This is a genomic window from Poritiphilus flavus (assembly GCF_009901585.1).
GTDB classification, from domain to species: domain Bacteria; phylum Bacteroidota; class Bacteroidia; order Flavobacteriales; family Flavobacteriaceae; genus Poritiphilus; species Poritiphilus flavus.
Genome location: NZ_WXYO01000006.1, coordinates 323,773 through 350,048, shown reverse-complemented (window position 1 = coordinate 350,048; position 26,276 = coordinate 323,773). Strand labels below are relative to the sequence as shown.

Below are 26,276 nucleotides of genomic sequence, written 5' to 3'. Positions count from 1 at the left end.
TTTTGCATGGACTTACAGGATCAACTCAAAAATCTATTCCCGGACCATCAACCCGAGCCTGAAGAAAGCCCGAAAGAAGGCGCGGATATTTGGCTTCAGCAAGAACCTATCATTTGCAAATACGAAAAACGAAAGGGGAAGCCGGTTACCATACTGGAAGGTTACAATGGAGCGGATGAGGATTTCAAAAGACTGGCCAGTCTTATCAAGAAAAATCTGAGTGTCGGAGGCAGCTTTAAAAAGGAAATAGTGATAATCCAGGGGGATTACCGTGATAAAATTATGGCGATGTTGAAGGATTTGGGTTTTAATGTAAAGCGTGTAGGTGGCTGAAACAGCGGCTTTTAGAAGCACAGAATTTCCCGCTCATGGGTTGCGTAGATTTCTGTTAATTTTTTTTGTTTTTTTCGATTAAATGTTACTTTTAAGAGTTAAAACCTAAACAACTACCAAATGAGTTCCCAGCTGCATATTACAAACGGCGACAGTTTCACTGAAAAGTTACGCGCTTTGCCTTTAAAAGGTGATATTATCACCTGGCGGGAGATGTTATGTGAGGGAAAAACCGAGACCAATGTAGGAAGTGAGTCTTTCTGGAAAACCCGATTTGAATTCCTGCATAAAAATTATAAGGTCAGCAAATCATGGTTTGTTGAAAAGACTTTAAAGGAGTACCGTTCACTTTGTAATCACAAACAACAGGACCAGATCATTCTTTGGTTCGAATACGATCTTTTTTGCCAGGTCAACATGCTGGCCGTGCTCAGTTGGTTAAAGACCTATCGCAGACATGCGGAGATCTCATTGGTATGCAGTGGAAATGAAGATGATACGGACCATCTATATGGATTGAGCGAACTCGATGATGAAAAGCTGTTGGATTTGTATGAGAACCGAACGGTTTTAAGCCAGGATGATATTGAATACGCGGATTATGTCTGGCAGCTGTATTGCAGCGATAACCCGATTCGATTAGAAAACCTTACCGATTTCAAAAATTACAATTTCGAATACCTTTCCGAAGCCATTCAAGCGCATTTACATCGTTTCCCAACCATTAAGAACGGCCTCAACGCCATTGAAAACCGCGTGTTGGAGTTGGCCGTATCCGAAAAACCCCGTTCTAAACGGGCGCTATTAGGTACTATGCTTGGTAATCAGGGATACTACGGTTTTGGAGACAGCCAATACGAAAGGATTATCAGCAACCTTAAACCACTGTTCACCACGTTTAATCCTGTAAGGCTTACGAAAAAAGGAAAAGAGATCCTGGAGCGCAAGACCAATTACTACTCAGACATCCGGGATTCTGAGGCCTACCTGGGCGGAGCACTTAAGTATAGCTACCTTTACAACACCGATTCTAACCGAATACTAAAACTCTAATACCTCATGGAGTTAGGTCCTTCAGAGCTAATCCTGAATGCCGATAACAGTATTTACCATTTAAACTTACTTCCAGGCGATATTGCCGAGACTATTATAACCGTAGGTGATCCCGATAGGGTAACCGCCGTTTCAAAGTATTTTGACGAGATCGAAATACAAAAAGGAAAACGAGAATTCATAACACATACCGGCTATCTTAACGGCAGGCGGTTGTCCGTAATTTCCACTGGCATTGGTACGGACAATATAGATATTGTACTCAACGAACTGGATGCCCTTGTCAATATAGATTTCGATACGAGAACGGTAAAGGAGGAAAAAACACAGCTGGATATTATACGCATAGGAACTTCCGGCGCCATACAGGAATCCATCCCTATTGATTCTTTTGTCGTCAGCGAATATGCCATGGGCTTTGACAACCTTTTACATTTCTACGAAGGGGAGCATCTGCAGCATCCCGAAATCCAACTGGCATTTATAGACCATATGAATTGGTCTATTTTTAAGTCCATTCCTTATGTAGTCCGGGCTGACGATTATTTGCTGGATGTAATGAACTCTGAAGAAACTCATTTAGGATTTACGGGGACTAACGTTGGCTTTTATGGCCCACAGGGCAGGAAATTGCGACTGGAAAGGGAAGATAGCCAGCTGGCCGAAAAACTGGGAACATTTAGCTATGAAGGCCTGCAGCTTACCAATCTGGAAATGGAAACCTCAGCCATCTATGCCTTATGTGGCCTATTGGGTCACAGGTCAGTTTCCTTGAATTGCATCCTTGCCAATCGGGCTTCCGGAAAGTTTTCTCTGCATCCAAAAAGATCCATTGACGAATTAATACAATACACCCTGCAAAAACTGAGTTAGAAATCCTTTGTTAAGCAATAATCCTACTATGGTAAAAGTTCGCATTGTTGGTGTACCTGAACATTTTAACCTACCCTGGCACCTCGCCATTGAGGAGGGCGCCTTCGAGAACCGGGGAATAGAACTATCCTGGACAGACATTCCGGAAGGTACCGGAAGAATGTGCGCCATGCTGGAAGATGACGAGACAGACCTGGCCATAATTCTGACTGAAGGTATCGTAAAGAGTATTAGTCAGGGAAATCCATCTAGAATTGTGCAGGAGTACATAGCAAGTCCCTTGCAATGGGGAATTCACGTGCATGCGCAAAGCCCGTACACTTCGATTGAAGAATTGCAGGACGGTAAGGCAGCCATAAGCCGCATGGGCAGCGGAAGCCATCTAATGGCTTATGTACACGCTCAAAATCAGAACTGGGACACCAGTGGACTCTCCTTTACCATTGTAAACACGCTGGACGGAGCTGTTAAAGCACTTTCCAAGGGAGAGGCAGATTACTTTATGTGGGAACACTTCACCACAAAACCCCTGGTAGACCGTGGGGTTTTTAGAAGGCTTGCCGATTGCCCAACACCCTGGCCATGTTTTGTAGTTGCCGCTTCAAACAAATTCCTCTCGGAAAATGCCAATACCCTTGAACATATTTTAGAGGTAATAAATCTATATACGTCGGAATTCAAACAAATCCCCAGCATTGACCGCACCCTGGCCAACCGCTACGAACAACAACTTGAGGATATCCAGCTATGGTTATCCATGACCCGATGGAGTCAGCATCAAATAGAATTTCAAGTAATTGATAAAGTGAGTACTACGCTGAATAACTTAAAGTTAATTGATAACATTAAGCCGCAGCAGGAAATTCTATTTACCAGGCAATAGGTTCCTTCCCCATTCCCTTAAGCAACTCATTTGTTTGGCTAAAATGCCGATTCCCAAACCAGTAGCCTTTATTGGCACTTAAAGGAGAAGGGTGACCTGACTGCAGGATGTGGTGTTTGGACTGATCAATCAGGCTTGCCTTGCGTTTGGCAAATCCTCCCCACAACAAAAAGATCAAGCCTTCCTTCTCCCGGGACAGGGTTTTGATCACTGCATCCGTAAAACGTTCCCAACCCTTATTCTGGTGACTTCCTGCACGGTGAGCCCTTACGGTCAGTGTAGCATTAAGAAGCAGGACTCCCTGTTCCGCCCAGCGCTCAAGATTACCACTTTTGGGGTATGTAAGCCCCAGGTCCTGCTGAATTTCTTTAAAAATATTGATGAGAGATGGAGGATGTGCTATGCCGTCCTTGACGGAAAAACACAGTCCGTTAGCCTGATTCGGGCCGTGATACGGGTCCTGGCCGATAATAACCACCTTGGTGGCATCAAAAGCCGAATGATCGAAAGCCGAAAATATTTCCTTTCCTTTTGGATAGCAGGTATGATTGGAATATTCCTGTTTTACAAAGCCGGCAAGTGAGGCGAAATACGGCTCGTTAAACTCGGTTTTAAGGACATTTTTCCAACTCGGGTGGATATTGACATTCATGAAGACGGGAAATTTTCCCGTAAAAGTAGCGCATTAGATTTCTTTGAGCAATGCTTAAGTGCGTGATCCGGAATTAGCGCCCCAGTTCTGCAAGCTGTTTCCGGGCCAGCTGGTCTTTTGCTATTCTTAATTTTAGCGTTTCTATGTATTCCCCGGTTTCCTTGCTATGCTGATGCTCATCGGATTTATAGGCCCAGCTTAAGGCTTCTTCAAGATTCCCCGTTAGTTCACTGAATACGGCTAAATTGTAGCAAGTCATTGCACGCACCTTGTCTTTTTCATGATTGGTGTCTCGCTGCCAAAGAGCAACTGCGGAATCCCAGTTCTCATCGGCGATATGACTCTCAGCCATAGCAAGATTGTCCGAACCTTTGACGTGATACTTGCGATAAACCGTATGTTCATTCGGTTGCAAACGGGCACCATAGGCGTGTCCGGCAGTTTTGCTTTTGAAAACCAATGAATCCTTGCGATCGTTAAGAGCCATAAGCGCCCTTAAGGGGCTGGTTCCCCTGGCACTGGTCTTGAGTTCTTCCCTGAATACAAACTCGTCCAGAACCTCCCGGCTAAAGGGGTCGTATATGCGCCATCCGTTTTCGATAAGTGTTTCAAGATTAATCTCGTGGCCCTTTACCTCTGCTTCCCGGCGTATCATGTCTGCTCTCGCCATTTTCGTTTTCTTGAGCGAGTACTGGGTATTCGTCTGGTAGTAAGCCAGTGAAAAAATGGCGTCCAACTTATGAGTTTCACAAAGTTTCTGAATGGCTGTCCAGGAAACTTCAGAAGGCGTCCCGGCATTCCCATAGGTAAGATCGGCCTCGTTTTTCAGAAGAATTACCGAATCAAAACGGCTATCGGCCATTAACTCTTCCAGCAGACCATTTAGCGCAGCCTCCTGCCCCACTTCCGAAAGTGACGCATCTTCATTCGCAATGGCCTTGCCAAGTCCTTTGAGGTCTCGCAAATTTTGTACAGACGATTTCGTCTTTACAATACCTATTCTTCTGATATCTTTAGATAGCTCGACGGCTGCGGGTTCCAGCGTATTTATGGCCACCTGATTCGTAGTTCCGCAAGATGAAATTCCCAGGCAGAAGATCCCTATTAAAAAGTGGAATAATGGCTTTCGCATTAAACGATCTCTTTAGCAAATTCTGTTTAGGGGGAAGAATTCAGTTGCCAGCATGTGCCCTATACAACTACATATTTGAGCAAAATATTGTTCTTTCATGCGAATTTCTGTACAAAATAAACTCGTTTATGCCTTTATTTAATAAGCACTTAGGGTTTGCTGCAGCTTAATTTCAGGTATTGGGTCTATTGCATACCTTTGCAAGCATTCCGGTTTTTATGAGCGAGGTAGTAAAAAAAATGTTGCAGGACCTAGAATTCCCGGCGGTCAGAGACCACCTGGCCAACCGTTGCCATACCGAATTGGGTAAGGAAAAGGCACAATTGGTGGCACCGGAGAAGGATCAAGCCTTTTTGCGCACATTGCTGGGGCGAACCTTCGAGTACCTGGCTTCCTACACCAACGAAAACCGTATCCCAAATCACTATTTTGACAGTATAAACGGTGAGTTAAGATTGTTAAAGGTTGAAAACACCACCCTGGAGATAAGCGGATTCCGAAGAATTGCCGCCATTTGCAGTACTGTGCTGGCCCACAAAACCTTTTTTAAGAAATTCAAAGAGTACTATCCTTTACTTTTTGAATATTCAGAGGAATTGGAAGCTAACAAGGAGATCCCACAGCTCATTGAAGCGGTTATAGATCGATTCGGGGAGATTAGGGACGATGCATCTACCCAGTTAAAACAAATCCGCATAGAGATCAATCAGGTAAGGGGAAAGATCAACCAGAGTTTCGCCTCAGCCCTTTCTTCATATCAGGCCTCCGAATATTTGGATGATATCCGTGAATCCGTGGTGGAAAACCGCCGGGTACTTGCCGTAAAGGCCATGTACCGCAAAAAAGTAAGGGGTACTGTATTGGGGGCAAGCAAATCCGGTAGCATAGTCTATATGGAACCCGAGGCGACCTTTAAATACAGTAGACAATTAAGCAATCTGGAATACGATGAAAAAGAGGAGATACAACGTATTCTAAACGAGCTCACGGCAGCTATAAGGCCTTATATGGCGCTATTGGATCAATACCAGTACTTCCTGGCCCATATTGATCTAACAGCGGCAAAGGCCCGCTACGCCTCAGAGATGGACGCCATTCTTCCTCAAATCAACAACGAGAGCAGGCTCTACCTTCGCGATGCCTATCATCCATTGCTATTTCTTACCAATAAACTGAGCGATCAAAAGACCTGGCCGCAAACGGTGCAACTGGACCAGGAAAACCGGATAATCGTCATCTCCGGACCGAACGCCGGGGGGAAGAGTATCACTTTGAAGACCATAGGACTACTTCAAGTAATGCTTCAATCCGGGCTTCTAATCCCCGTTCATGAAAGGAGTTCAGTTTGTTTCTTTGATCAAATTCTGACGGACATTGGGGATAATCAATCCATAGAAAACCATTTAAGTACTTATAGTTACCGCTTAAAGAACATGAATGGCTTTTTAAAGAAGTGTAAAGAAAATACCCTCTTCCTTATCGACGAATTTGGCACAGGCAGTGATCCGGAGTTAGGGGGTGCGCTCGCGGAGGCCTTTCTGGAGGTCTTTTACGAAAGAGGGGCGTTTGGAGTAATTACCACGCACTACGCAAATCTCAAAGCCTTAGCGGATGAGCTTCCTCATGCCTCCAACGCCAATATGCTTTTTGATTCCAAAACCTTGCAACCTACTTTTCAACTGGAAATGGGTCAACCCGGAAGTTCCTTTACATTTGAGGTGGCCCAGAAAAATGGTATTCCCTATAGCCTGATCAACAAAGCAAAAAAGAAGGTAGAACGCGGTAAGGTCCGTTTTGATGCCACCATTGCCAAGCTGCAAAAGGAGCGCAACAAGATGGCGAAGACAGGTTCTCGTTTACAGGAAGAGGAATCCAAAGCCAGGGATGAGGCTAAAAGACTGGAAGAACTAAACGCCAGAATCAAAGCCAAACTGGAGAACTACCAGGAATTATACGACCATAATCAGCGGATGATCTACCTGGGAAATAAGGTGAATACCGTAGCCGAACGATATTTCCAGGACAAGAAAAAGCGGCCTTTAATATCTGAATTGCTACGAATTGTGGAAACAGAGAACAGCAAACGCAAAAAGAAGTCGGCCAAAGAATTCAAGGAAGATCGTCAAAGAAAGGCTGCCGTTAATCAGGAGGTTGAAAAAGAGGTAAAGGTTATCCGCCAAAAGAAAAAAGCGGAGAAGAAGTCCCAAAAATCTCCCGTTCCGAAGCCCAGGCCGGTCTTTAAGGTGGGTGACCGGGTACGCTTGTCTGATGGCAAGGCAGTTGGGAGCATAGACAGTTTGGAAAAGAACAAGGCTATTGTTAATTACGGACTTTTTACCACGAATGTCAGCGTAGATCAATTAGAATTGGTAGAAGCCGCAAAGAAATAAGCATTCCGTTTAGTTCAGTGGGGCTACGCCCTCTCCTCCCCTAAGTTCAAGATAAGTGTTTTGACTGTAAAAAGCTTGCAAAAATAACAGCCGGCATCCGGTCGTTGATCCCAACCTAGCGGCCGACTGTATTTTAAGCTATATGAAATTGGAATTCAAGATGAGAACTTAGACCTAAATACCATTTCGAGCTCTTATCATCGCACAGCTATTGTCTTTCGCCGTTCCAGGAACCACTCGCATTCGCCCCTGCGTTTGACCAGGTACCTATAGCTTCATTATCCTCTCTTAATTGTCCGACAAACTCCCCACCTTCTGTGGTCGTGCCCAAAGTTGCTGACAACATACCATTTTCCGCAACCGTTCCATTGATGGCGTAAGTTTCAGAATTCCTGCTTGATGTTGCCACCCCTGTAACCACCCCTGAAGAATTTACGTTGACGGTCCATGCTCCCCTATCATCTCCCGTATAGGTTCCGCTCCAATTCCCCGCTAAACTGGAATCAATCTCATCTTCTGAACAAGATGTATTTAAAATTGCTAAAATAAGTATGGGAAAAAAGATCAGTTTTTTCATTTTTCTGTTTTTTTGGTTCAACTCCTCAAACTTAGATGAGAAAAATGCTTGTCCATAATTCTGTATATGGACAAAGTATGGACAGATTTGAGCGATGCTTAGCGAAAGTGCTATGGACAAACCTGTTAAGGTGCATAATTCAAAAACCTATAATCATAACAATATCAAAGGTTTAATCCACTACACCCGCCATCATGAAGTATTCTTTTTATAGACAAGCCTTTTTTTGATTTGTAAAAACCAGGATTGCACAGTCCCTTACGGAATCAGTTTATGTACAAAAAAAGGTATAGGAAACAGAGCCGCAGTCCTGAGTCAACATACTCAAAAGTATTCATCATTGAATTAGTCGGGGGTGGCAATTTTGCCTAATTCCACCTGATTGAGGCTATAATTCTAGTGCTGGATCCAATAAAAATCTCTGCCTTTTATTGAATCTCGATTTTTATCACCAAAGGGCCGTTGTCCGGTCCATCCAGGTCTCCAGTCTAAACTTTTTTTGAGAAATAACAGCCAAAAATCAGTCGAAAATTTAAACAAAAATGGATATAACTATCTTATTATTAGATGTTTAAATACATCAATGTTTATCCATTTAATAATATAGGAGCTTGTAAGCTGTCCAGAGTTTGTCCATACCTGATTTTAGCTCTTCACATTTATCACCTCTAATTTTACCCCATCAATTTTGATAACCGTTTTGTGAATTCTTACCCGGGGACGGGTCAAAGATCCAAACTGGGTAAGGAACACAAAACAGCATTCATCAAAACTCACAAAACGATGGAAAATTTTAGAATCAATCTCCTGATATCGACAATATGCCTTTTAACTTTTCTCATGTCTTGTGCGAAGGATTCAAATGGTTTGGATGATTCATTCGCAGATCAGACCATAACTATTGAAGAAAATCCTGCGAGGGGAACGATCATTGGAAAGATCAAAGAAAACCTGCAAGGCAATTATGTTTTTACGATTGTAAGTCAAGATCCCGAAAACGCTTTAGATATAAACGCTGCTACCGGTGAACTGATCATCTCAGATGAGCTATTGTTCAATTATGAGATTTACCCTGAGCTTACGGCAAGCATTCAAATCGCCAACACAGAGGGCAGTACTATGGTTAACCTTAAAGTTACCCTCATCGATGCTGATGACATGGTCTTCTTTTTGGGATCTTCTCGAGAAGCATACCTGCAAGCCGCTTATGGCGATTGGATAGCAATAACCGAAGAAGAATACGATCTTCTGGCTGCTCGTATCGCCGGGGTAGTCAAAAGCGGGACGACTGAAGCTCAATATCAGCTGGAAGGCACTACTTCGTTTGATACGTTTGACGCGACCTACGCAAACTTCAATGAGTACAACATTCCAGAGGGTCATCGCCTTTTTGCTTTTAAATATTTTTCCACCGCTGACGAGGTTGAAGGCGTCAATATTAAGGTTTCTTTAGCCGACGTTTCCCCGGCCTATGCATCTTTGCCAGCTGTATTACCTCCACATGGCAAGGGCAACCAGTTCTTTGTGCTCAAAGGCGGCAGCGACCCTGCACTTCGGGAATTGCGATTAGGAATGTATTCCCCAAAAAGCGGTTTGGTGGTTATTGATCCAACCTTGGATTCGGAAGTGTTGTATGGTGTCGATAACTCAGAAATCCTCAATGACTTTCCTCCTGTTTTAAATGCTGTTGGCCGCTATCAAGGCCTAAGCACTGAAATTATCCAATGGGACTAAAAAAAAATCGCATGAAAAAAATAGCATACATATTGATTGTTGGTTTGACTCTATTCGGATCTTGTTCAAAAGAAGGTAACTCACCTACTCCATCCACAGTCGAGGCAAATGACTTTTCTATAAGCATAGACGAACATCCTTTCGATGGAACCTCCCTGGGTCGTGTTGAAGGCAATAATCTTGAAAATGCGGTCTTTAAAATAGTCAGTCAAAATCCAGCGAACGCCATGTCCATTAATGGGCAAACGGGTGAAATTACAGTACAGGACTCCACGCTGTTTGATTATGAAATCAATCCAATACTGACGGCTTCCATGACCGTAAACAACGACGTTTCAAGTGATGACTTCAAGCTGGAGATCACACTGAACGATATCGATGAAATTGAATTCTACCTCACCGATTCCAAAGAAACTTATAGAAATGCAGAAAATGGTGAATGGATCTCTATCACTGAAAATGAATATGAGACCCTGGCCACAGCGCTAATTCAAGTCACCCGAATAGGAACTAATCAGGAAGAATATAATGCCGAAGGCGAAACCATCACTTCAAGTACTGATTTCACCTTTGCCCTTGACGGGGCGAAAATTCCGGAAGGAGGATTGGTCTTTGCTTTTAAATATGACAATGCATCACCACTATCGGAACGCGCCAAGTTGAAATTCACTGAGGATATCTGGCGGGGTTATGAGGATTTTGGCCCACTATTTCCCTCCCATGGGGAAGGCGAAAATTTCTTTTTACTAAAGGGCAATAACACTGCCTTCGAGAAGGAGGGTTACCTGGGTTTCTACAATGAAAACAGGATCCGATGGATCAGAACAGAGGGCCTCGATACCCGTTTCTTTTTTGTTTTTGGTGATAGTAGTACGATGTCCCAATCCTATCAAAACTTTATAGTTCGCTACCAGGGGCTTAGTACTATGATCAAACAATGGAAATAATCACAATACGGAAATAAAATGAAAGCATTTAATTATTTAGGGGTCCTTTTGCCACTGCTCTTTTTAATCGGCGCCTGTAGTAAAGACTCTACTGATGAAAGCAGCAATGACATAGCGATAAGTCTTGATGAATATCCTGCCAGCGGAACAACGGTAGCAGTTTTGACATCAAACTTATCAGGAACAACCACCTATTCCATACAATCCGAATCGGTCAACGGGGCATTTGCCATAAATCAGGAATCCGGATCATTGACCGTTGGGAACTCCCTGGCCTTTGATTTTGAAATCAACGAGACCATTACCGCTTTGGTGAACGCTTCAAACGGAACTGATACCGAATCCATCCCAATAGAGGTCTCTATTGATGACATCGATGATATTGAATTTGTCTTGTCTGATTCAAAATCAGACTACCAGAGCGCAATGGCCGGGGAGTGGTTGGAAATCTCCAAAAAAGAGTACGATAGTCTCTTTACAATAATCAACAGTATCAATTTGGTAGGTTCCAGCGAGGATGATTACAACGGAGCTGCCAGGGCCAATTCTTTCGAATATCATTCAAATAGGACGGTGGCCAATTTTGGTAATCTGTTGCCCAAAGGAGAATACCTCTTTGCTTTTAAATATATATCCGGAGCGACTGAGGTAAATGCCGCCAAGGTGAAGATTTCGGAAACATCAGTGACTTCCGGATATCAAGATTTTGGATCTGTACTTCCGAATCATGGAGCAGATGAAGTCTATTTTATACTAAAAGGCAATGATACCAACTACACCAATGATACCTATTTGGCGATGTACTCGGATAAAAGTATAGCCTGGGATCCATTCTTTCAACAGAGTACAGTAAATCACATTTTCAGATCTGGTGACACCAACATCCTGGGTGGAGATAATATGGTTATACGACAAGCCAATACCGTATGCACCTACCAAGGCTTGAGTACGCCCATAAAACAATGGAAATAATCACAAAACAGTTATAACTATGAAAACACCTTATTACTTAAAGATCGTTTTGCTACTGATTTTGGCAGCGACCTCTTGCAGCAAGGACTCCAAGCAAGGTTTCAGCGTTGCAGACCTACAGGTATCCCTGGAGGAAAACCCATCAGATGGGCAGTTGATTGCCTCCCTGGTACCAGGAAATACCGAAGGATTGGAATTCAGCATTGTCAACCAAAGCCCGGAAAATGCCTTTTTACTCAATGCAAATACCGGGGAAATTCGGGTAAATGAAGCTTCCCTTTTTGATTTTGAGACAAATCCGGAATTGACCCTTACCGCCTTCGTTTCTGACGGAATTAAGGACGAAACGGCAAGAGTAACTGTCAATCTCGATAATATGGATGACATCTTCCATTTCCTTAGCGCCTCTAAACAAACTTACCTTGAGGCTGATGCCGGCAATTGGATTGAAATTACACAAGAAGAATACGATGCCTTAGAAGCAGGGCTCAATAAGGTCTCCTTTGTTGGTCCCGGAAGAAGCAGTTATGCCTTTAGCTCTACCTTGAATTATAGCTATACGGCAGCTGGTTTTACATCTGTACGCCATGAAGAAAGGCATCAGGTAGTGAACAATGGGTACATTTTTGCTTTTAAATACATGAATGGCACAGGCTTCGGTTGGATACCTGGGCATCAAGTCAAGCAAGCAGATGGCAATCCATTGAATCCTTTGACAGATCTTGGAAATCCACTACCCTTTCACAGGCTGGGGGACGTCTCCTATTTTGTATTGAAAGGAAACAATACTCCCGCCTCAACAAGCGGGCCCGGTTATATTGGATTTTATTCAACAGCTCCCGTTGCCTATTGGGATGGCACCGGTGCCTATATGGGAGAAGGCAATCTCTCTCAGATCAATCCCCCTGATAATTCACAAGAAGTACGTTTCAATCTGCAATATGAAGCCTTGATATCCACCCAGAAACAGTGGGACTAATCAACAACTCAGAAAAAGAAATCATTATGAAAACAAAAAAATCAAATAACAAAATACTGTCAATACTACTAGCGGCATCCGTTGCTTTAACCTCTTGTAGCAAAGATGACAACGAGGATTCTCCGGAAGGCCCTATCAACAATGCCAATGTAGCGGCACAAATAGATGAATACCCGAGATCAGGAGATTTTATAGTCACGGCAGAATCCAAACTCTCCGGAGATTTGAACTTTACCTTGACTAAGGTCTCCGTGAATGATGCCTTCATTTTAAACGAGACATCAGGCCAGTTGACCGCAGCCAACCCTTTTGCTTTCGACTATGAAACGAATACTGAGATCACGGGAGAAATCACAGTTACCAATGGTACCGAATCCGAAGTCTTGTCCCTGCAGGTAGACATTAATAATATTGATGACATTGCCTATTTTCTTAAAGGTTCAAAAGAGGCCTATTTAGCCGCCAGTCCGGGGGATTGGGTGCCCATTACCAGTGATGAATATCTTACGCTCTCTATAGAGATCAGTGGTACGAATAGGTCCGGCACAACTGAGAATCTGTACGAGGCCGGTGTTGTGGTAGAGGTTTTTGACACTTACGATGATTTTACCGTTGCCAACGATGCCGCACCCATCCCTGTGGACAATTATGTCTACGCATTTAAATTTTGGTCAGATGCAAGTAACACCAACGGAAATAGGGTAAAAGTTTCTGGTACCTCTTTGACGGAAGGTTATGAAGATCTAGGCAACAGCCTTCCAACAGGTGGCCGGGGAGAACAGAGTTTTGTGCTTAAAGGAAGTAACGATCCAACAACCAGTACCGGGTATCTGGGAATGTATTCACAGTCTGGCCTTGCCTATGATGTCAGAGGAAATGCTCCGGGAGAGCACTATTTTGTTCAGGGCAATACCGGAACTATTGGAAACAATTTCAACATAGTGCAGCGCATATGCCTCTATCAAGGGCTAAGCACTTCTATAAAACAGTGGGACTAATGGAAACGTTCATGAAAACCGGATTTAAAGTGTACTTGTTTTTTGCAGTGACCCTTGTAGCAATCTCATGTGGCGGAGAAGATGATAGCATGCCGGTAATGGTAGAAACAAGTGGCGAAGTTCTTTTGGATGAAAATCCAGCGTTAGGGGTAGCAATCGATACGCTTTCTAACCGGATCCAAGGCGCCGGTGATTTTTCCCTGGCCATTGAATCACATAAGGATGCTTTTGCTATTGATGCTGTTTCCGGCATTATCAGTGTAAACAACCCTTTAATATTTGATTTTGAAACCAATCCGCTCATAACGGCAGTCATTTCCTATCAATTGAATGGCGAGAATAGAGAATTCGAATTAAGGGTACGTCTGGAAAATAAGGATGATATTCTGCACTTTTTGACAACCAGTCAAGGGCTTTACGAACTAGCCGCTGCGGGAGAATGGATCAAGGTTACAGAGGTAGAGTATGAAACCCTGGCCGAAAATCTGGTGGAAATCGCCGCATGCGGAACTACGAAAGAACAGTATGATCAGAGTTTTCCGGATCTACCTGACGAATTACATCAAGGAAGTTTTACTATAGCCAATAACAATGGTGCTACTATACCTGAAGGAGCTTATCTGTTCGCATTTAAATATTCGTTTAATCCTCATGTGACCAAAATTAACATTGATGATTCGCAACTCAAGATCTCAACTGATGCAATAGACCAGGGGTATGAAGATTTTGGACCTCCCCTGCCCTTACATACATTTGACGACGCCTTCTTTCTACTAAAAGGAAATGACAATCCTATTGCCAGGGAAGGTTTCCTGGGTATGTATAAGGACACCTACGTCTGGACCAACTCACAGCTCATTACTGAAGAGTATTACTATGGCACCGGAAATGTCACTGAACTGGATGGCTTTGTCCGCAACCAAAAATCCTTCAAATACCAGGGTCTCGCCACTACGGTAAAACAGTGGGACTAACAATTAAAAAAAGAAATGATGAATAAATCAATAGGTAAAATAGTAGGTTTAATATCCATACTGCTTATACTCTCATGTTCAAAGGATGAGGATAACTCTCAGAACACGGCTGGCCCTGAAAACCTGACAGGGACCACCTGGAGAAGCTCAGTATTTCCAGGTACGGATGTGGAATACGCACTTTTAGAATTTCTATCTCAAACCCAGGTTCAGGGGTCCACAAAAAGACCGGAACAGGAAATTCAAATTGACTGGACCGGAATTTATGAAATTGTGAATGACAGCATTTTTATTGATTATGAAGTTGAAGGCCTAAAAGGACGTATAACTGATATCGAAATAATATTTACTACAGAGGAATCATTCGAAATCAGATTCGTAAAACAGTAGTCTCCAATAATTAGTTTAGTTAGCTATAGAGGCCGCAAATTGCGGCCTCTTTTTAATTCGTATTCTGATTTGCATATCAATTTGCTATACGAACATCAGTAAGCGTCTCAGGACCTGACTGCCCTCCTAGGATGTATAAACTCCCTTTAAAAGACTTGGCCGCAAGATTTCTTCGTGATGAAAATATACTGCCATTTTCATTAGGGGTTTTATTCCATTCCAGGCCATCCGTAGAATTCCAAATATCTGATAAATCATTCCCTACGATGTCACTCCCTCCCAAGATCCATAGTTTATCTTCATATTCCGCCAAAGCCTGACCATATGAATTTTGTATAGGTACATTCGATACAGACTCCCAGCTAATTCCGTCAGAACTGTGGTATATACTGTTAAGGGCAACAGTCTCGATGCCAAAAGTGCCACTTATTCCCCCGCTGATCCAAATTTCTCCATTAAACACTATGGAGGCATGATCAGCTCTTCTTCCAAAACCGGACTGTATTTGTGCTTCCGTCCAATTAACACCATCGCTGCTGTACCAGGCATCCTCCAAAGTCAGGCCATCAGTACCCACACCACCAAAGATCCATAACCTGCCATCAAAGGACACTGAACTATGTCCGCCTCTTTCTATAAATTCAGATGGTGCACTGGCACTAAGATTTGTCCAGGTCAGACCATCTTCACTGTTCCATACCTGATTTGTAATCCCTCCACCTATAAGCCATAACTTGCCGTTATGACTGGTAAATGTATAATCCCAAAAACTATCATCAGGAAAAGTACGGACCATTTCCCAAGTATTTCCCACTTCGCTAAACCAGACTTCATTAGCTGTGGCCATCCAAAATTGGTTTTTAAAAAGCTCAACATGTACCCGAGAATAATTACCGCTATAGCCTCCGTCTCCAATTAGTGCAGCCCCTTGAAGATCACGGGTGGTAAACCCAAACACACTGCTTTCCGATTTTGCTCCATTATCGGTTCTGGCCACCACCTTCCAATAGTAATCAGTTAGCAAATTCAATCTATCTGCGGCCGCCAGGGTATAAGTCGTTTCAGATAGTTCGGATGCCACCAACGTGGTCGGGTTGGGGTTTTGATCCAGATAGAGATCGTAACTGATATTCCCCTGCATAGCTTCCGATGGGCTTTCCCAGGAAAATTGGGGTTGTCTTGGTACACTGGTGGCATTGTTTTCTATACTGAGTAGATTGAAAGCATCCAGGTTTTCCTCTTTACTACAGGCAATTGATAAAAATGCCAATGTAGTCCCTAATATTAATAGCCTTGTTTTCATATTAAACGTTTTGTGGGTTACTTTTCAAAATTAAGGGCAGATGATATCCCTGGCTAGTTTTGTCCATGGACAAAGTATGGACAAGACCTCTGGAACACATACCAAAGTCGCATGGACATGAAAAAATCCCGGTTCCTTTAAATACAGCTTAAATTGCTGATTCTATGATATTTAATAATTCATTTATGAGAGAAACAAAGTGTATAGACATGGACAGCTTATAGCCTCAGCCATTGCAAGCCAAGGTGTAAGGGTTTCCTTGCAGAGGGATATTGACTATCTTGGGTAAACCAAACCAGCTTTATGAAAAAACTAACTCTTGTAGCCTTATTCATCAGTTCGGGCTGTTTTATGACCGCCAGCGCTCAGTACGCATCCAATCAGGAACAAATTGACAGTCTGCTTCAAGTACTGGGGTCTGCTCCAAGAGACTCTTCGAGAACCCCTATACTCGTCAATCTTTGGAGGGCACATATTAATAACGATATTGAAAAGGCCTTAACCTTTAGCGATTCGATCATAGCCCTGGGAGAAGACTTAGACAATATTGCAATACTGGCCACGGGGTATCAACGCAAAGGAATTGCCTATCACTATTACGACGATCTGGATAAATCCAACACCTATTACAAAAAGACTCTGAAACTTAGTGAACAACAAGGAGAAACGGCAACTACAGCCGCTATGGAATTAAATATCTCCATGAATTATGAAAAGCTGGGGCAGCTAGACAGTGCCTTGTACTTCACCGAAAGAGCCAAACAACACTTTAGCGCTGTAAATGACAGTTCGGGTGTGGGTAGCGCTCATCATTCAATTGCAATCATACGGGGAGCTCAGGGGTATTATCAGTTGGCGTTGGAAAATTCCATTTCTGCCGCAAAAATCTTTGAAACGGTAAAAGACTCCCTTCGTTGGAGTGATGCGCAATCATCGATAGCCCTGAGTTATTCAAGAATGAGGGACAGTACTTCAGCCATACCCTATTACAGAAGTGCAATTGAGTTATATAAAAGGAAAAACGATAAGCACTTCCAGGGCTTTGCTATGACAAACCTGGCCGTGCTTCTTTTAAGAAAACCAGAGATGCAGGCAGAAGCTGAATCCCTCTTAAAGGGAAGCATATCTATCGCCAAAGAAATGAAAACTCCTTCTAATGAATCCTTTGCCTACCTGAATCAAGGTGCTCTGTACTTTTATCAAGGTCGGTACAAAGCTGCTGAGTCTTCATTATTAAGATCTAGATTCATTGCGGATTCCATAGCAAACGGCAGGAAAAGATCCGAAGTACAGCTTTGGCTGGCTGAGCTCTATTTGGAACAAAATCAAACTAAAAAGGCATATGAAGCTATAGAAGAAGTACTGGCGAATACAGATGCCGAGATTGGCCTATCCTTAAAAAGCAAAGCCCATAAATTGCAATCCAGGGCCTTATCTCAACTTGGTGACACAGATAAAGCATTAGTTTCATTCAAAAGTTTTAAGCAATTGAATGACAGTATTTTCAACACTGAAAATGCTAATCGAGTTGCCGAACTCCAAATCAAATACGAGACGGAACGCAAAGAGGCAGCACTCGCACTTCAGGAAGAAGAAATAAATACTTTAAATGAAAAAGCAAAGGTTGATCAGCTAACTAAGGGAATGTATGCCGGAGGAATGGCTTCCGCCCTGGCCCTGTCCGGACTATTGGTTTTTGGTTTCCGCCAGCGTATAAAAAAGAACCGCATTGCCAGGGAAAAGCAAGAGGAGCTATATAAAAAGGAAATTGAGCACAAAAAGAAAGAGCTTGCGAGCCAGACCTTACATCTGGTACAGAAAAACACCTTTATTCAGGAACTTATGGAAAACCTTCAAAACATTAAGAACGATCCTGATCGTTTTAAGGTGGAGTTCCGAAGGATTGTTATGCTACTTAAAAAGGAAAATGCTTCGGACAAGGATTGGGAAACTTTTAAAACCTATTTCGCTGAAGTCCATAACGACTTTGATCAGAAACTAAAAACACTCTCTTCGGACATTTCCGAGAAGGAGATCAGGCTGGCGGCCTTTTTAAGAATGAATTTGACCACCAAAGAGATTGCTGCTACCCTCAACGTTATGCCAGATAGTATACTTAAATCGAAATATCGATTGAAGAAAAAACTGGGGCTACCTAAAGAACAAGACCTTAACGAATATCTCAATACATTATGAAAAGAATCTACCTTGTAGTGCTGTTATTTACGGGTTTTGGATGGTCGCAGGATCAAGCAAAAATAGATAGCATCCAACTCTTGCTGCCGAAGCAGAGCGACACAGTAAAAATGAATTCTTACAACAGCATTTTCAATATGCTGGTTCGTAAACAGCCTGAGGTCGCAAAAAAATATCTGGATACTTTGTTGACCGCCGCTCACGATAGTAAAAACAGCTCTTTTATAGCGAAAGCGTTGAGAAGTGAAGGCGTTTATTTTTATTACCAATCAGATTATTATGCTTCTGAAAAATCATATACAAAGTCGATACAATTATATGAGGAATTAAACCAAAAAAAGCCTTTAAGTGCAGTACTGAATAATTTGGGAATCGTCCAAAAGTATCTGGGAAAGTTAGAAGCGGCCGCTCAAACGCATTTACGCTCCCTTAAACTGAAAGAGGAACTGGGTCTGGGGGCTTCGGATATCGCCGCCTCTTTAGTCAATATAGGTGTACTGCAATGGGAGCTGGGAAATCTTGAACTCTCAACAGAATACTACGAAAAAGCGGAAAAACTGTGCCAGGAAAATGGATTGACCTGGGGTTTGAATCTCGTAAGGGGTAATCTCGCTGCAAATTATAAAAATAGCGAGCAATATGATAAGGCTTTGAAATACTATAATATGGTGTTAGCGCATTGGGAAGAACAAAAAGACTACCCTGCCCTGGCAAAAAACTTAAATTCCGTAGGTGCGCTCTACTTTCAAATGGATAGTATTAGTAAAGCCAAATCATATTACATAAAATCCCTAGAGCTTTCAAGAAAATATGGTGAACCGCAGATGGTGGGTCTGACAACCCGTAACCTGGGGAAGGTTAGCATGAAAGAAGGCAGACATGAGTTAGCCCTACAATATTTTTTAAAGGCTCAGGACATTTCGAAAAAGACCGGAACCATGGTCAGAAATGTCGGAGATCACCTAAACATCGCCGAGGCCTATGCGGCTTTGGGGAATTATAAAGAGGCCTACAGGAATAGGGCCGTGCATTTTGAGAAATATGATTCAATTTTCGAAAAAGAAAAAATCGAACAGATAAATGATCTGGAGGCGCGTTACCAGTCTGAGAAAAAAGAAGCGGCCATCGCCTTGCAGGAAGAAGAGATCAAAACATTAAATGAAAAAGCCAAGGTTGATCAATTGACCAAAGGGCTATACGCGGGCGGTATGGCCTCTGCCCTGGCCTTGTCCGGACTGCTGGTGTTCGGTTTCCGGCAGCGCATAAAAAAGAATCGTATCGCAAGAGAAAAGCAGGAAGAGATCTACAGAAATGAGATCGAACATAAGAAAAAGGAGCTGACCAGTCAGACCTTACACCTGGTTCAGAAGAACACCTTTATCCAGGAACTTATGGAAAACCTTCAAAATATTAAGAACGACCCTGATCGTTTCAAAGTAGAGTTCAGAAGGATCGTAATGTTACTCAAAAAAGAAAACGCCTCGGACAAGGATTGGGAAACCTTTAAAACCTATTTCGCTGAAGTGCATAACGATTTCGATCAGAAGCTTAAAACACTCTCTTCGGATATTTCAGAGAAAGAGATCCGGCTGGCGGCATTTTTAAGAATGAATCTGACCACCAAGGAGATTGCGGCCACGATGAATGTAATGCCAGACAGTATTCTCAAATCCAAATACCGTTTGAAAAAGAAATTAGGCCTGTCTAAGGACACGGACCTAACCACTTTTCTTAATACTTTGTAGATAAGGTTTTCAGCGTTTTGGGTCGTATCTTTGTAAGGTGGAAAACCTGGATGGCAAACAGCTCATTTTTTTTGACGGAGTCTGCAATCTCTGTAACCGCTCAATACAGTATATCATTAAGCGGGATAAGAAGGACCTATTCCGATTCGCTCCACTCCAGAGTTCTCTGGGGGAAGCCTTTATACAGGAACGGCAGATAGACACTTCCAAGGTAGACTCCATTATTCTTTACGAGCCAGATGTTGCCTATTACACCAAATCTACAGCCGCTTTGAAAATCGGGCAGGCCTTTGGAGGCGGATATAAACTACTAGGTATCTTTGAATGGGTCCCCCGCCCTATCCGGGATTGGTTCTATGACAGGGTTGCCAAAAACCGGTATCGCTGGTTTGGAAAACAAGATGCCTGTATGATACCTACTCCTGAATTGACGGCAAAATTTCTGGGTTGATCGCCTTCCAGAACCAAAATCTCCTATTGAATTATGTTAAAGCCTGATCTTTTAGGCGAACTGGCATGCGTTTTGAGGCTTTTTTTATTAAATTTAAGGAGATGATCTCTTCTTAAATTCCTAACCAACCACTCTTATTTTTTTAAAGACCTCCTTGGAGTCCGGAACGGGCGTTAGCCTAATGTATCCGATATGTTACTGTCCCAAACCCGTAACTGATACCTACAAGAGATGCTAAACTAACATAATCTAAACCATGATTAATGGAAAGAATAATCCCTATTTAGAAATAACATTTTAAAATTTTGTCTATGAGAAAAGTAATTGTACTATTGGTTATGCTGTGTTCCGGTCTTGTTATGGCGCAGGAGCGCGGCGCTAAGAACGACATCATTGTCACCAAAAACGGCGAGCTCATTCAAGCCAAGGTGGTGAAAGTAACGGAAAATGCAATCAGTTTTAGCTATCCCGGCGAAACCGTTCTCAATGAAGTGGCTACGTCCAGTCTTGAAAAGATCGTCTTCTCCAGTGGAAGAACACAAACCTTTGCAAAGGGCGCCAGATCTACCCAAAGCCAACAGCCCCTGGCGGTAGAAAACGAGCCCATCCCAGATGAAGAGATCTACCTTGGACCAGAGTCCAACTATACCGAAAACCAGCTTACGGTCTTACCGCTATCCTATATAAAAAATGGAGTTCACGACAAGAAAATGTCAAACCAAATGACTTCTTTCGTTACGGCCTTCATGGACAGTAATGCCAAGCCTTACGGTATTACGGTACCGGAAATGACCCAAACCATTGATAAGCTGGTGAGCGCGGATATCGGCTACCAAAAACTCGGGCAGGCTACTCCTGCCGAACTACGCGACGTGCTGGGTTCTGAATATATATTAAAAGCCACACTTAAGGATGACCGCTCTTCCGGGCAAGCGAGCCGTGATCTTTATTCAGATAACAATACTAAGACCCTAAAGACCACGATTAGCATACAGTTGGAGCTTTACGGGGCAGACCAGGATGAAGAAAAATATCAGGTAACTTTTTCGGAAGACATTGCGCTTAACCAGGCGGCAACCAGTCTTGAAGGCAAGTGGAAATCGTCCATCAAGTACGTGTTGCAGCAGTTGTTGTCTTCCAGAAGTCTTTAGGTAGTTTCCCTGATAACTTCCAAAACCTAAGGGTTTGGGGAGCTTCCTAAACGCTCGAATTGGCAGGGTCCGAACTGGGTGTACCCGTCAGTTCGAGTGCTTTATAAGAATTAAATTATACATAACCGCCGGAGAAGCGATTATTTGAGGTTGTTGAGGATGAAATCCAGGGTTTGATTCTCCCTGGTTTTCTTGAGATAGGCATTGTTGCGATGCGTGATGCTCTCTGCAAGTCCCAGGCCCTGAAGATATTTAATACTGTCTTCGTATTCCAGGGTCACTTTGCCTGTAAGCAAAAGATCCATTGATTGCCCTTTGGTATATCTGTCGTATATCTTTCGCAGACCGCTAAGGTACAATCTGTCCTTGGTAAAGCCGCCCCCTCGGTGGGCTCTCAAGGTAATTCCGAAAGCCTCGTTCCGGTTCAATTTATATTGATTATGAATGAGGTCAAAAGTATCAGCAAAGCTGTATCCTTTTATTAAACTATCCGCTGCTAAAACCCTGTAAGCCAGCTCTCTTAGTCTTTTTATAGTAAGGGCGCCACTCATGTACTCGCTAAATACTGAAAGCCCTTCCTGGGTCTCGACATTTTTGGGAAATCCATTGTAAAAGATCTTAAGGGGCTGTAGCATCCCGTTAAAGGTTGTCACCAGGTGGACCCCGATCTCGTGGTTGGCAAGAGTTAAAAGTTGATTTTTGCTGAAAAGCGTATTCCGCTTGATCAAAAGTGTTTGCGAAATATTACTCACCATCGCATCGGCCGCGATATTTGTGGAAAAGCGAATATTAAGCGGAAAGTCGTATTGCTGTGCAAAGTCCTCAAAATATGCCTTGGCTTCTTCAGGGCTAAAAACCTTCTCCATATCCCCGTTCCCCTGTTCATCCTCGTAATGCAAAATGTACTTGGCATTTTGTACATCCTTTTCCGTGGGCGTTCCGTAAACGCGAAGTGAATTGTAGTAAAAATCCTTTTTACTGCCTATGGTTTCAATACACTGCACCATATTGGCGTAATAGTAGATAATTTCCTGGTACAACTGCCGGATGTGGTCATCCTGTATTCGCTCAAGCCTTTGAGAGAAGAACAGCCTGTGGATCTTATAGGGGTCGAATTTTAGCTTGGGGTATTTAAATTTAGGGGTTTCCGTGTATTTGGAAGCGAAGAAGCGATGCTTCTCTTTCTCAATGTTCAACGGATTGACATAACTGAGTAGTTCTATCCGCTTTACCAACCTGTCCAGGTTAGCGTCTATTTCAAAAATATCTGAATAGGCAGCTCTCAATTCCGTCTGCTCCTTCTCGTTGATCATAAGCTCTGCTCAAATTCCTTTAGCTGCAAAGGTATTAATTCTGTCAATTGCGCTTCTACTGAACGTACTACCTCCGGATAAATTATCCCGCTGTATTCATCGCAATAGACTTTGGCTATTTCGGTGGCGAGCACCAGGGTATTTTCAAAGCTGGTGCTGATATATTTTAAAAAGAAACCATTACCCTGAAAGGTATCATTGATCTTAGAAGTGCTTTTTATGCCGTTAGGAAGGTCCATACTACCCAGTTTGCGACTCCAGGAAGCTGCCAGTGCCCCAAACCGCTGATTGTCGATATTGGCCGTACCAAGATTCCAGGTCGGCACCTCCCTATCCCAGCGTTTCCAGTTGTAGCTGTGCATATCGAACACCAGAGCTTTGCCATACTTCTCTTCAATTTTTGCGATGAGCGCATGAACCACCTCGTAGAATGCCCCATGTTTGGCGAGACTATGATCATATTCTTCAGCGGAAAGGGGTTCACGCCAAAGTTGCTTGCCCCAGGCATCCGAATAGACCGCTCCATCCGGAGCTCTGTTGAGATCGTATTCAAAGCGGCTGTCACATCCTGCAATCACTATAGGGTGCGATTGCACCATCTGCCTGGTACAGGGATCTTCCTCGTACCATCGATCGTATTCCGTATGCAGGCAGTTTTCCCAAAGCGATTTTCTGAACTGATGGCCGTCATGCACTGCACCGCAAACATAGGGTGCGTAATGTGATATTTTAAGCGTAAAGGAGTAATCCTCGGAAACAGCTTCAAATGGGATCTCCGCGGCTATGTTGGAAATGATGCGTTCAATTGGTAACCTAAGCATTCTCTACCTCATTACGCAGACGAGACCTCCTGTCGAAAGCCTTGAGCTTGTCTATGACCTTACTTTCAATAAAGTCGATAACCTTACATTGGATCTTGGTCTTGTACACCTTGTTCATATAGGTGATCCCGCCCGGTGACATTACATTGACTTCCACCAGTTTTCCCCCAATCACATCGATCCCCACGAAATACAGACCGTCCTTAACCAGTTTTGGCCCAATCTGCTTGCAAAGGGCCTTTTCCTGCTTGGTAAGGGTGTGCTTGGCTACCGAACCTCCTGCGGATACGTTTGAGCGGTGATCATCGGAACCTGGAACACGTCTCATGGCTCCGATCGGTTCGCCGTTGAGGATCAATATACGTACATCTCCCTGGTCTGCACCTTCTATATATTCCTGTAAGATGACATAGTTGGAACTACCATCAGAATTCGTTACATAAAAATCCAAAAGTGATTTGATATTGGACATTGCAGACTTCTCGATCAGTATCACTCCGGAACCTCCAAAACCATTCAGCGGTTTAAGGATCATTTTTTCAGCTGCAGATTCTTTGATCTGCCGAATCAGGTAATTCTTATTCTTGGAAACATGTGTTACCGGTATGATATTATTGTGGGAATCCCCAAAGGCAGCGGTATACAATTTGTTGTTGGCCTCCCTTAAGCCCTGAAGGGAATTCACTATAAATACATCGTCCTTAACCGAATCCAGGAAATTCAGCATGATCGGATCCAAAGGCGGATTTGCCCTCATAAAGATCACATCGAAACCAGCCAGCGGCAGCATCTCCTCCCTGATTGAAGCGTTTTTGTAAAATGTTTTCAGGTTGGCCGGAACTTTTTCCATCCTGTTGATCACCGTACAGAAAGCGTTGGTCACACTATTTCTGATCGTCAGGTTTGCAGGCGTACAGATCGCTACACCGTGGTTGCGTTTAACACATTCGTGAATCAATGCTAAACTGGTGTCGTTTTCCGGGTCGATATCTTCCCAGGGATACATTAAAAAACAAATGTTCATGGCTTAGATTTTTAAAAGTTTACTTTACTTCGTCGTAGTGGTCGTCCCAATGCCGTACGTGAGGTTTTCCCAACTTACCTACAGATTTGGCAACCACTGTGGACACAGTTGCATCTCCTGTAATATTGATTACAGTTCTAAACATATCAAGAGGTCGGTCTACCGCAAAAATAAGCGCTAAACCTATAGCGTATTTGTCTGCCGGAAAGCCCACGGACTCCAGGACGATCACCAGCATCACCATTCCGGCTCCAGGCACCGCCGCTGTTCCGATGGAAGCTAATAAGGCCGTCAAAACAATGGTAAGCTGAGCAGAAAGTGGTAGCTCAAAGCTGAGCGCCTGTGAAATAAATACAGCGGCAACACCCTGATACAGGCTTGTACCATCCATGTTTATCGTAGCCCCTACGGGAAGCACAAAACTGGAAACTTCCTTATCTACCCCAATGTGCTCCTCTACTCTTTCCATGGTAACTGGCAAGGTTGCCGCGCTGGAACTCGTGGAGAATGCCAGGAGTTGCGCCGGACTAAGCTGCCTCAGGAACCAAAAGGGGTTCTTGCGCGCCAGTGTGGAAACCAGCAGGGAATAAAAGACCACCATTAGCAAGAGTCCAAGGATCACAACACCCGAATACTTTAGCAAGGCAAGCAGTATCTCCGGATCGCTGGAAGACACTACAACATTGGCCAGAAGGGCAAACACCGCTACCGGAGCGATGAGCATGATCAGGTCTACCATTTTTAAAACTACATCATTCAGGGAGTCGAAAAAATTCTTAAGCGGTCTGGCCGTTTCCTCTCCAACAAGCAGCAATGAGATCCCCAGGAAAATCGTGAAAAAGATCACCTGCAACATAAGGCGGTTATCACCCATGGCCGCAACTGCATTTTCAGGAACCATATCCTCCAAAAACTGTAAAGGCCCCATTTCTTTCTGTCTGCTGGCCTCCTCCAGTTTGGAAACCACCCCGCTATCGGCAGCATAGGTGTCCGTAAGCTTGGTAATGGTTTCTTCGGAAATACCATCTCCCGGACGAAGAATATTGACCAGTAAAAGGCCCAAAATAATAGCCACCATAGTGGTGGTCACATAAATACCGATGGTCCGCAGTCCGATATTCCTGAATTTTGAAATGTCCTTGAGATCGGAAATACCTTTAATCAGTGAGGCAAGGATAAGTGGAATGGCAATGAGCTTAAGAAGCTTAATAAAAATGGTTCCAAACGGACTTATCCAGTCCTTGACAAATCCCGGGCCCCATTCCGGGTAGGTCATTACGAATCCAAAAACAAGACCCAAGACCATCCCAATTAGAATTTGCCAATGCAACTCTAGTTTCCGCATAAAATGAAGTTTGATTTAGGCGGGTAAGATACTATTTTGG

24 protein-coding genes are annotated in these 26,276 nt (G+C 43.4%); 16 read left to right on the top strand and 8 right to left on the bottom strand.

The window, feature by feature from the left end; translation table 11 throughout:
- The first annotated feature begins 6 nt into the window (after positions 1-6).
- The 4 genes from GTQ38_RS14230 (at position 7) to GTQ38_RS14215 (ending at position 3,142) form a co-directional block, all read left to right on the top strand.
- On the top strand, positions 7-333 hold the full coding sequence (locus GTQ38_RS14230) for a translation initiation factor (RefSeq protein WP_161436213.1): 327 nt from the start codon (positions 7-9) through the stop codon (positions 331-333).
- 120 nt (positions 334-453) lie between these two features.
- Complete coding sequence (locus GTQ38_RS14225; RefSeq protein ID WP_161436212.1) at positions 454-1,386, top strand: DUF1835 domain-containing protein; 933 nt, start codon at positions 454-456, stop codon at positions 1,384-1,386.
- 6 nt (positions 1,387-1,392) lie between these two features.
- Positions 1,393-2,259 carry a nucleoside phosphorylase gene (locus GTQ38_RS14220; protein WP_161436211.1) on the top strand — a complete coding sequence of 289 codons (867 nt, stop codon included), beginning with the start codon at positions 1,393-1,395 and terminating at the stop codon, positions 2,257-2,259.
- A gap of 28 nt (positions 2,260-2,287) precedes the next feature.
- Positions 2,288-3,142 carry a substrate-binding domain-containing protein gene (locus GTQ38_RS14215; protein ID WP_161436210.1) on the top strand — a complete coding sequence of 285 codons (855 nt, stop codon included), beginning with the start codon at positions 2,288-2,290 and terminating at the stop codon, positions 3,140-3,142.
- On the opposite strand, the gene GTQ38_RS14210 is transcribed toward GTQ38_RS14215, so the two are convergent.
- Both GTQ38_RS14210 and GTQ38_RS14205 read right to left on the bottom strand, forming a co-directional pair.
- Positions 3,129-3,794 (bottom strand): uracil-DNA glycosylase, encoded by a 666-nt coding sequence (locus GTQ38_RS14210; RefSeq protein WP_161436209.1) that lies wholly within the window; start codon positions 3,792-3,794, stop codon positions 3,129-3,131. The two genes, GTQ38_RS14215 and GTQ38_RS14210, sit on opposite strands and share 14 nt — an antisense overlap.
- Positions 3,795-3,867: 73 nt before the next feature.
- Positions 3,868-4,926: a DUF6340 family protein gene (locus GTQ38_RS14205; protein WP_161436208.1), complete on the bottom strand. Its 1,059-nt coding sequence runs from the start codon at positions 4,924-4,926 to the stop codon at positions 3,868-3,870.
- A gap of 218 nt (positions 4,927-5,144) precedes the next feature.
- Between GTQ38_RS14205 and GTQ38_RS14200 the strand changes: the two genes are divergently transcribed.
- A complete protein-coding gene (locus tag GTQ38_RS14200; protein WP_161436207.1) occupies positions 5,145-7,316 on the top strand; it encodes an endonuclease MutS2 in 2,172 nt (723 codons plus the stop codon).
- 208 nt (positions 7,317-7,524) lie between these two features.
- On the opposite strand, the gene GTQ38_RS14195 is transcribed toward GTQ38_RS14200, so the two are convergent.
- Positions 7,525-7,893 (bottom strand): hypothetical protein, encoded by a 369-nt coding sequence (locus GTQ38_RS14195; RefSeq protein WP_161436206.1) that lies wholly within the window; start codon positions 7,891-7,893, stop codon positions 7,525-7,527.
- A gap of 783 nt (positions 7,894-8,676) precedes the next feature.
- Between GTQ38_RS14195 and GTQ38_RS14190 the strand changes: the two genes are divergently transcribed.
- The 7 genes from GTQ38_RS14190 to GTQ38_RS14160 are packed head-to-tail and all read left to right on the top strand — an operon-like array spanning position 8,677 to position 14,887.
- Complete coding sequence (locus GTQ38_RS14190; RefSeq protein WP_161436205.1) at positions 8,677-9,627, top strand: cadherin repeat domain-containing protein; 951 nt, start codon at positions 8,677-8,679, stop codon at positions 9,625-9,627.
- Between the two features lie 11 nt (positions 9,628-9,638).
- Positions 9,639-10,574, top strand: coding sequence for a cadherin repeat domain-containing protein (locus GTQ38_RS14185; RefSeq protein ID WP_161436204.1), 936 nt, complete (start codon positions 9,639-9,641; stop codon positions 10,572-10,574).
- 18 nt (positions 10,575-10,592) lie between these two features.
- Positions 10,593-11,546, top strand: coding sequence for a cadherin repeat domain-containing protein (locus tag GTQ38_RS14180; protein ID WP_161436203.1), 954 nt, complete (start codon positions 10,593-10,595; stop codon positions 11,544-11,546).
- Between the two features lie 19 nt (positions 11,547-11,565).
- Entirely contained in the window at positions 11,566-12,525 is a 960-nt protein-coding gene (locus GTQ38_RS14175; RefSeq protein WP_161436202.1) for a cadherin repeat domain-containing protein, read from the top strand.
- A 26-nt stretch (positions 12,526-12,551) separates the two neighbouring features.
- Complete coding sequence (locus GTQ38_RS14170) at positions 12,552-13,523, top strand: cadherin repeat domain-containing protein (RefSeq protein ID WP_161436201.1); 972 nt, start codon at positions 12,552-12,554, stop codon at positions 13,521-13,523.
- 11 nt (positions 13,524-13,534) lie between these two features.
- Positions 13,535-14,497: a hypothetical protein gene (locus tag GTQ38_RS14165; RefSeq protein WP_161436200.1), complete on the top strand. Its 963-nt coding sequence runs from the start codon at positions 13,535-13,537 to the stop codon at positions 14,495-14,497.
- Positions 14,498-14,512: 15 nt separating this feature from the next.
- Positions 14,513-14,887 carry a hypothetical protein gene (locus tag GTQ38_RS14160; RefSeq protein ID WP_161436199.1) on the top strand — a complete coding sequence of 125 codons (375 nt, stop codon included), beginning with the start codon at positions 14,513-14,515 and terminating at the stop codon, positions 14,885-14,887.
- A gap of 76 nt (positions 14,888-14,963) precedes the next feature.
- Here GTQ38_RS14160 and GTQ38_RS14155 read toward each other — a convergent pair whose 3' ends face one another.
- Entirely contained in the window at positions 14,964-16,190 is a 1,227-nt protein-coding gene (locus tag GTQ38_RS14155) for a kelch repeat-containing protein (RefSeq protein WP_161436198.1), read from the bottom strand.
- Between the two features lie 303 nt (positions 16,191-16,493).
- Here GTQ38_RS14155 and GTQ38_RS14150 point away from each other — a divergent pair, with 303 nt between their 5' ends.
- The 4 genes from GTQ38_RS14150 (at position 16,494) to GTQ38_RS14135 (ending at position 21,733) form a co-directional block, all read left to right on the top strand.
- Positions 16,494-18,386: a tetratricopeptide repeat protein gene (locus tag GTQ38_RS14150; RefSeq protein ID WP_161436197.1), complete on the top strand. Its 1,893-nt coding sequence runs from the start codon at positions 16,494-16,496 to the stop codon at positions 18,384-18,386.
- Entirely contained in the window at positions 18,383-20,131 is a 1,749-nt protein-coding gene (locus GTQ38_RS14145; RefSeq protein ID WP_161436196.1) for a tetratricopeptide repeat protein, read from the top strand. Before GTQ38_RS14150 ends, GTQ38_RS14145 begins: the two co-directional genes overlap by 4 nt.
- A 37-nt stretch (positions 20,132-20,168) precedes the next feature.
- Positions 20,169-20,582: a thiol-disulfide oxidoreductase DCC family protein gene (locus GTQ38_RS14140; RefSeq protein WP_161436195.1), complete on the top strand. Its 414-nt coding sequence runs from the start codon at positions 20,169-20,171 to the stop codon at positions 20,580-20,582.
- A 311-nt stretch (positions 20,583-20,893) separates the two neighbouring features.
- A complete protein-coding gene (locus tag GTQ38_RS14135; protein ID WP_161436194.1) occupies positions 20,894-21,733 on the top strand; it encodes a hypothetical protein in 840 nt (279 codons plus the stop codon).
- Positions 21,734-21,873: 140 nt separating this feature from the next.
- Here the strand turns inward: GTQ38_RS14135 and GTQ38_RS14130 are convergent, their stop codons facing one another.
- From GTQ38_RS14130 to GTQ38_RS14115, 4 genes are read right to left on the bottom strand one after another with little or no spacing between them, the layout of a single operon-like run.
- Positions 21,874-23,046, bottom strand: coding sequence for a flavohemoglobin expression-modulating QEGLA motif protein (locus tag GTQ38_RS14130; protein ID WP_161436193.1), 1,173 nt, complete (start codon positions 23,044-23,046; stop codon positions 21,874-21,876).
- The gene (locus tag GTQ38_RS14125) at positions 23,043-23,867 is read right to left on the bottom strand and encodes an N-formylglutamate amidohydrolase (RefSeq protein WP_161436192.1); all 825 of its coding nucleotides are present in this window, start codon (positions 23,865-23,867) and stop codon (positions 23,043-23,045) included. The genes GTQ38_RS14130 and GTQ38_RS14125 overlap by 4 nt, the downstream gene beginning before the upstream one ends.
- Positions 23,860-24,891: a glutathione synthase gene (gshB, locus tag GTQ38_RS14120; RefSeq protein ID WP_161436191.1), complete on the bottom strand. Its 1,032-nt coding sequence runs from the start codon at positions 24,889-24,891 to the stop codon at positions 23,860-23,862. Before gshB ends, GTQ38_RS14125 begins: the two co-directional genes overlap by 8 nt.
- 19 nt (positions 24,892-24,910) lie before the next feature.
- Positions 24,911-26,236, bottom strand: coding sequence for a dicarboxylate/amino acid:cation symporter (locus tag GTQ38_RS14115; protein WP_161436190.1), 1,326 nt, complete (start codon positions 26,234-26,236; stop codon positions 24,911-24,913).
- Positions 26,237-26,276 lie beyond the last annotated feature (40 nt).

Excerpts from the sequence above, each read along its gene's own strand:
- GTQ38_RS14230 (WP_161436213.1), top strand. The coding sequence starts at position 7 with ATGGACTTACAGGATCAACTCAAAAATCTATTCCCGGACCATCAACCC.
- GTQ38_RS14225 (WP_161436212.1), top strand. The coding sequence starts at position 454 with ATGAGTTCCCAGCTGCATATTACAAACGGCGACAGTTTCACTGAAAAG.
- GTQ38_RS14220 (WP_161436211.1), top strand. The coding sequence starts at position 1,393 with ATGGAGTTAGGTCCTTCAGAGCTAATCCTGAATGCCGATAACAGTATT.
- GTQ38_RS14215 (WP_161436210.1), top strand. The coding sequence starts at position 2,288 with ATGGTAAAAGTTCGCATTGTTGGTGTACCTGAACATTTTAACCTACCC.
- GTQ38_RS14210 (WP_161436209.1), bottom strand. The coding sequence starts at position 3,794 with ATGAATGTCAATATCCACCCGAGTTGGAAAAATGTCCTTAAAACCGAG.
- GTQ38_RS14205 (WP_161436208.1), bottom strand. The coding sequence starts at position 4,926 with ATGCGAAAGCCATTATTCCACTTTTTAATAGGGATCTTCTGCCTGGGA.
- GTQ38_RS14200 (WP_161436207.1), top strand. The coding sequence starts at position 5,145 with ATGAGCGAGGTAGTAAAAAAAATGTTGCAGGACCTAGAATTCCCGGCG.
- GTQ38_RS14195 (WP_161436206.1), bottom strand. The coding sequence starts at position 7,893 with ATGAAAAAACTGATCTTTTTTCCCATACTTATTTTAGCAATTTTAAAT.
- GTQ38_RS14190 (WP_161436205.1), top strand. The coding sequence starts at position 8,677 with ATGGAAAATTTTAGAATCAATCTCCTGATATCGACAATATGCCTTTTA.
- GTQ38_RS14185 (WP_161436204.1), top strand. The coding sequence starts at position 9,639 with ATGAAAAAAATAGCATACATATTGATTGTTGGTTTGACTCTATTCGGA.
- GTQ38_RS14180 (WP_161436203.1), top strand. The coding sequence starts at position 10,593 with ATGAAAGCATTTAATTATTTAGGGGTCCTTTTGCCACTGCTCTTTTTA.
- GTQ38_RS14175 (WP_161436202.1), top strand. The coding sequence starts at position 11,566 with ATGAAAACACCTTATTACTTAAAGATCGTTTTGCTACTGATTTTGGCA.
- GTQ38_RS14170 (WP_161436201.1), top strand. The coding sequence starts at position 12,552 with ATGAAAACAAAAAAATCAAATAACAAAATACTGTCAATACTACTAGCG.
- GTQ38_RS14165 (WP_161436200.1), top strand. The coding sequence starts at position 13,535 with ATGAAAACCGGATTTAAAGTGTACTTGTTTTTTGCAGTGACCCTTGTA.
- GTQ38_RS14160 (WP_161436199.1), top strand. The coding sequence starts at position 14,513 with ATGATGAATAAATCAATAGGTAAAATAGTAGGTTTAATATCCATACTG.
- GTQ38_RS14155 (WP_161436198.1), bottom strand. The coding sequence starts at position 16,190 with ATGAAAACAAGGCTATTAATATTAGGGACTACATTGGCATTTTTATCA.
- GTQ38_RS14150 (WP_161436197.1), top strand. The coding sequence starts at position 16,494 with ATGAAAAAACTAACTCTTGTAGCCTTATTCATCAGTTCGGGCTGTTTT.
- GTQ38_RS14145 (WP_161436196.1), top strand. The coding sequence starts at position 18,383 with ATGAAAAGAATCTACCTTGTAGTGCTGTTATTTACGGGTTTTGGATGG.
- GTQ38_RS14135 (WP_161436194.1), top strand. The coding sequence starts at position 20,894 with ATGAGAAAAGTAATTGTACTATTGGTTATGCTGTGTTCCGGTCTTGTT.
- GTQ38_RS14130 (WP_161436193.1), bottom strand. The coding sequence starts at position 23,046 with ATGATCAACGAGAAGGAGCAGACGGAATTGAGAGCTGCCTATTCAGAT.
- GTQ38_RS14125 (WP_161436192.1), bottom strand. The coding sequence starts at position 23,867 with ATGCTTAGGTTACCAATTGAACGCATCATTTCCAACATAGCCGCGGAG.
- gshB (WP_161436191.1), bottom strand. The coding sequence starts at position 24,891 with ATGAACATTTGTTTTTTAATGTATCCCTGGGAAGATATCGACCCGGAA.
- GTQ38_RS14115 (WP_161436190.1), bottom strand. The coding sequence starts at position 26,236 with ATGCGGAAACTAGAGTTGCATTGGCAAATTCTAATTGGGATGGTCTTG.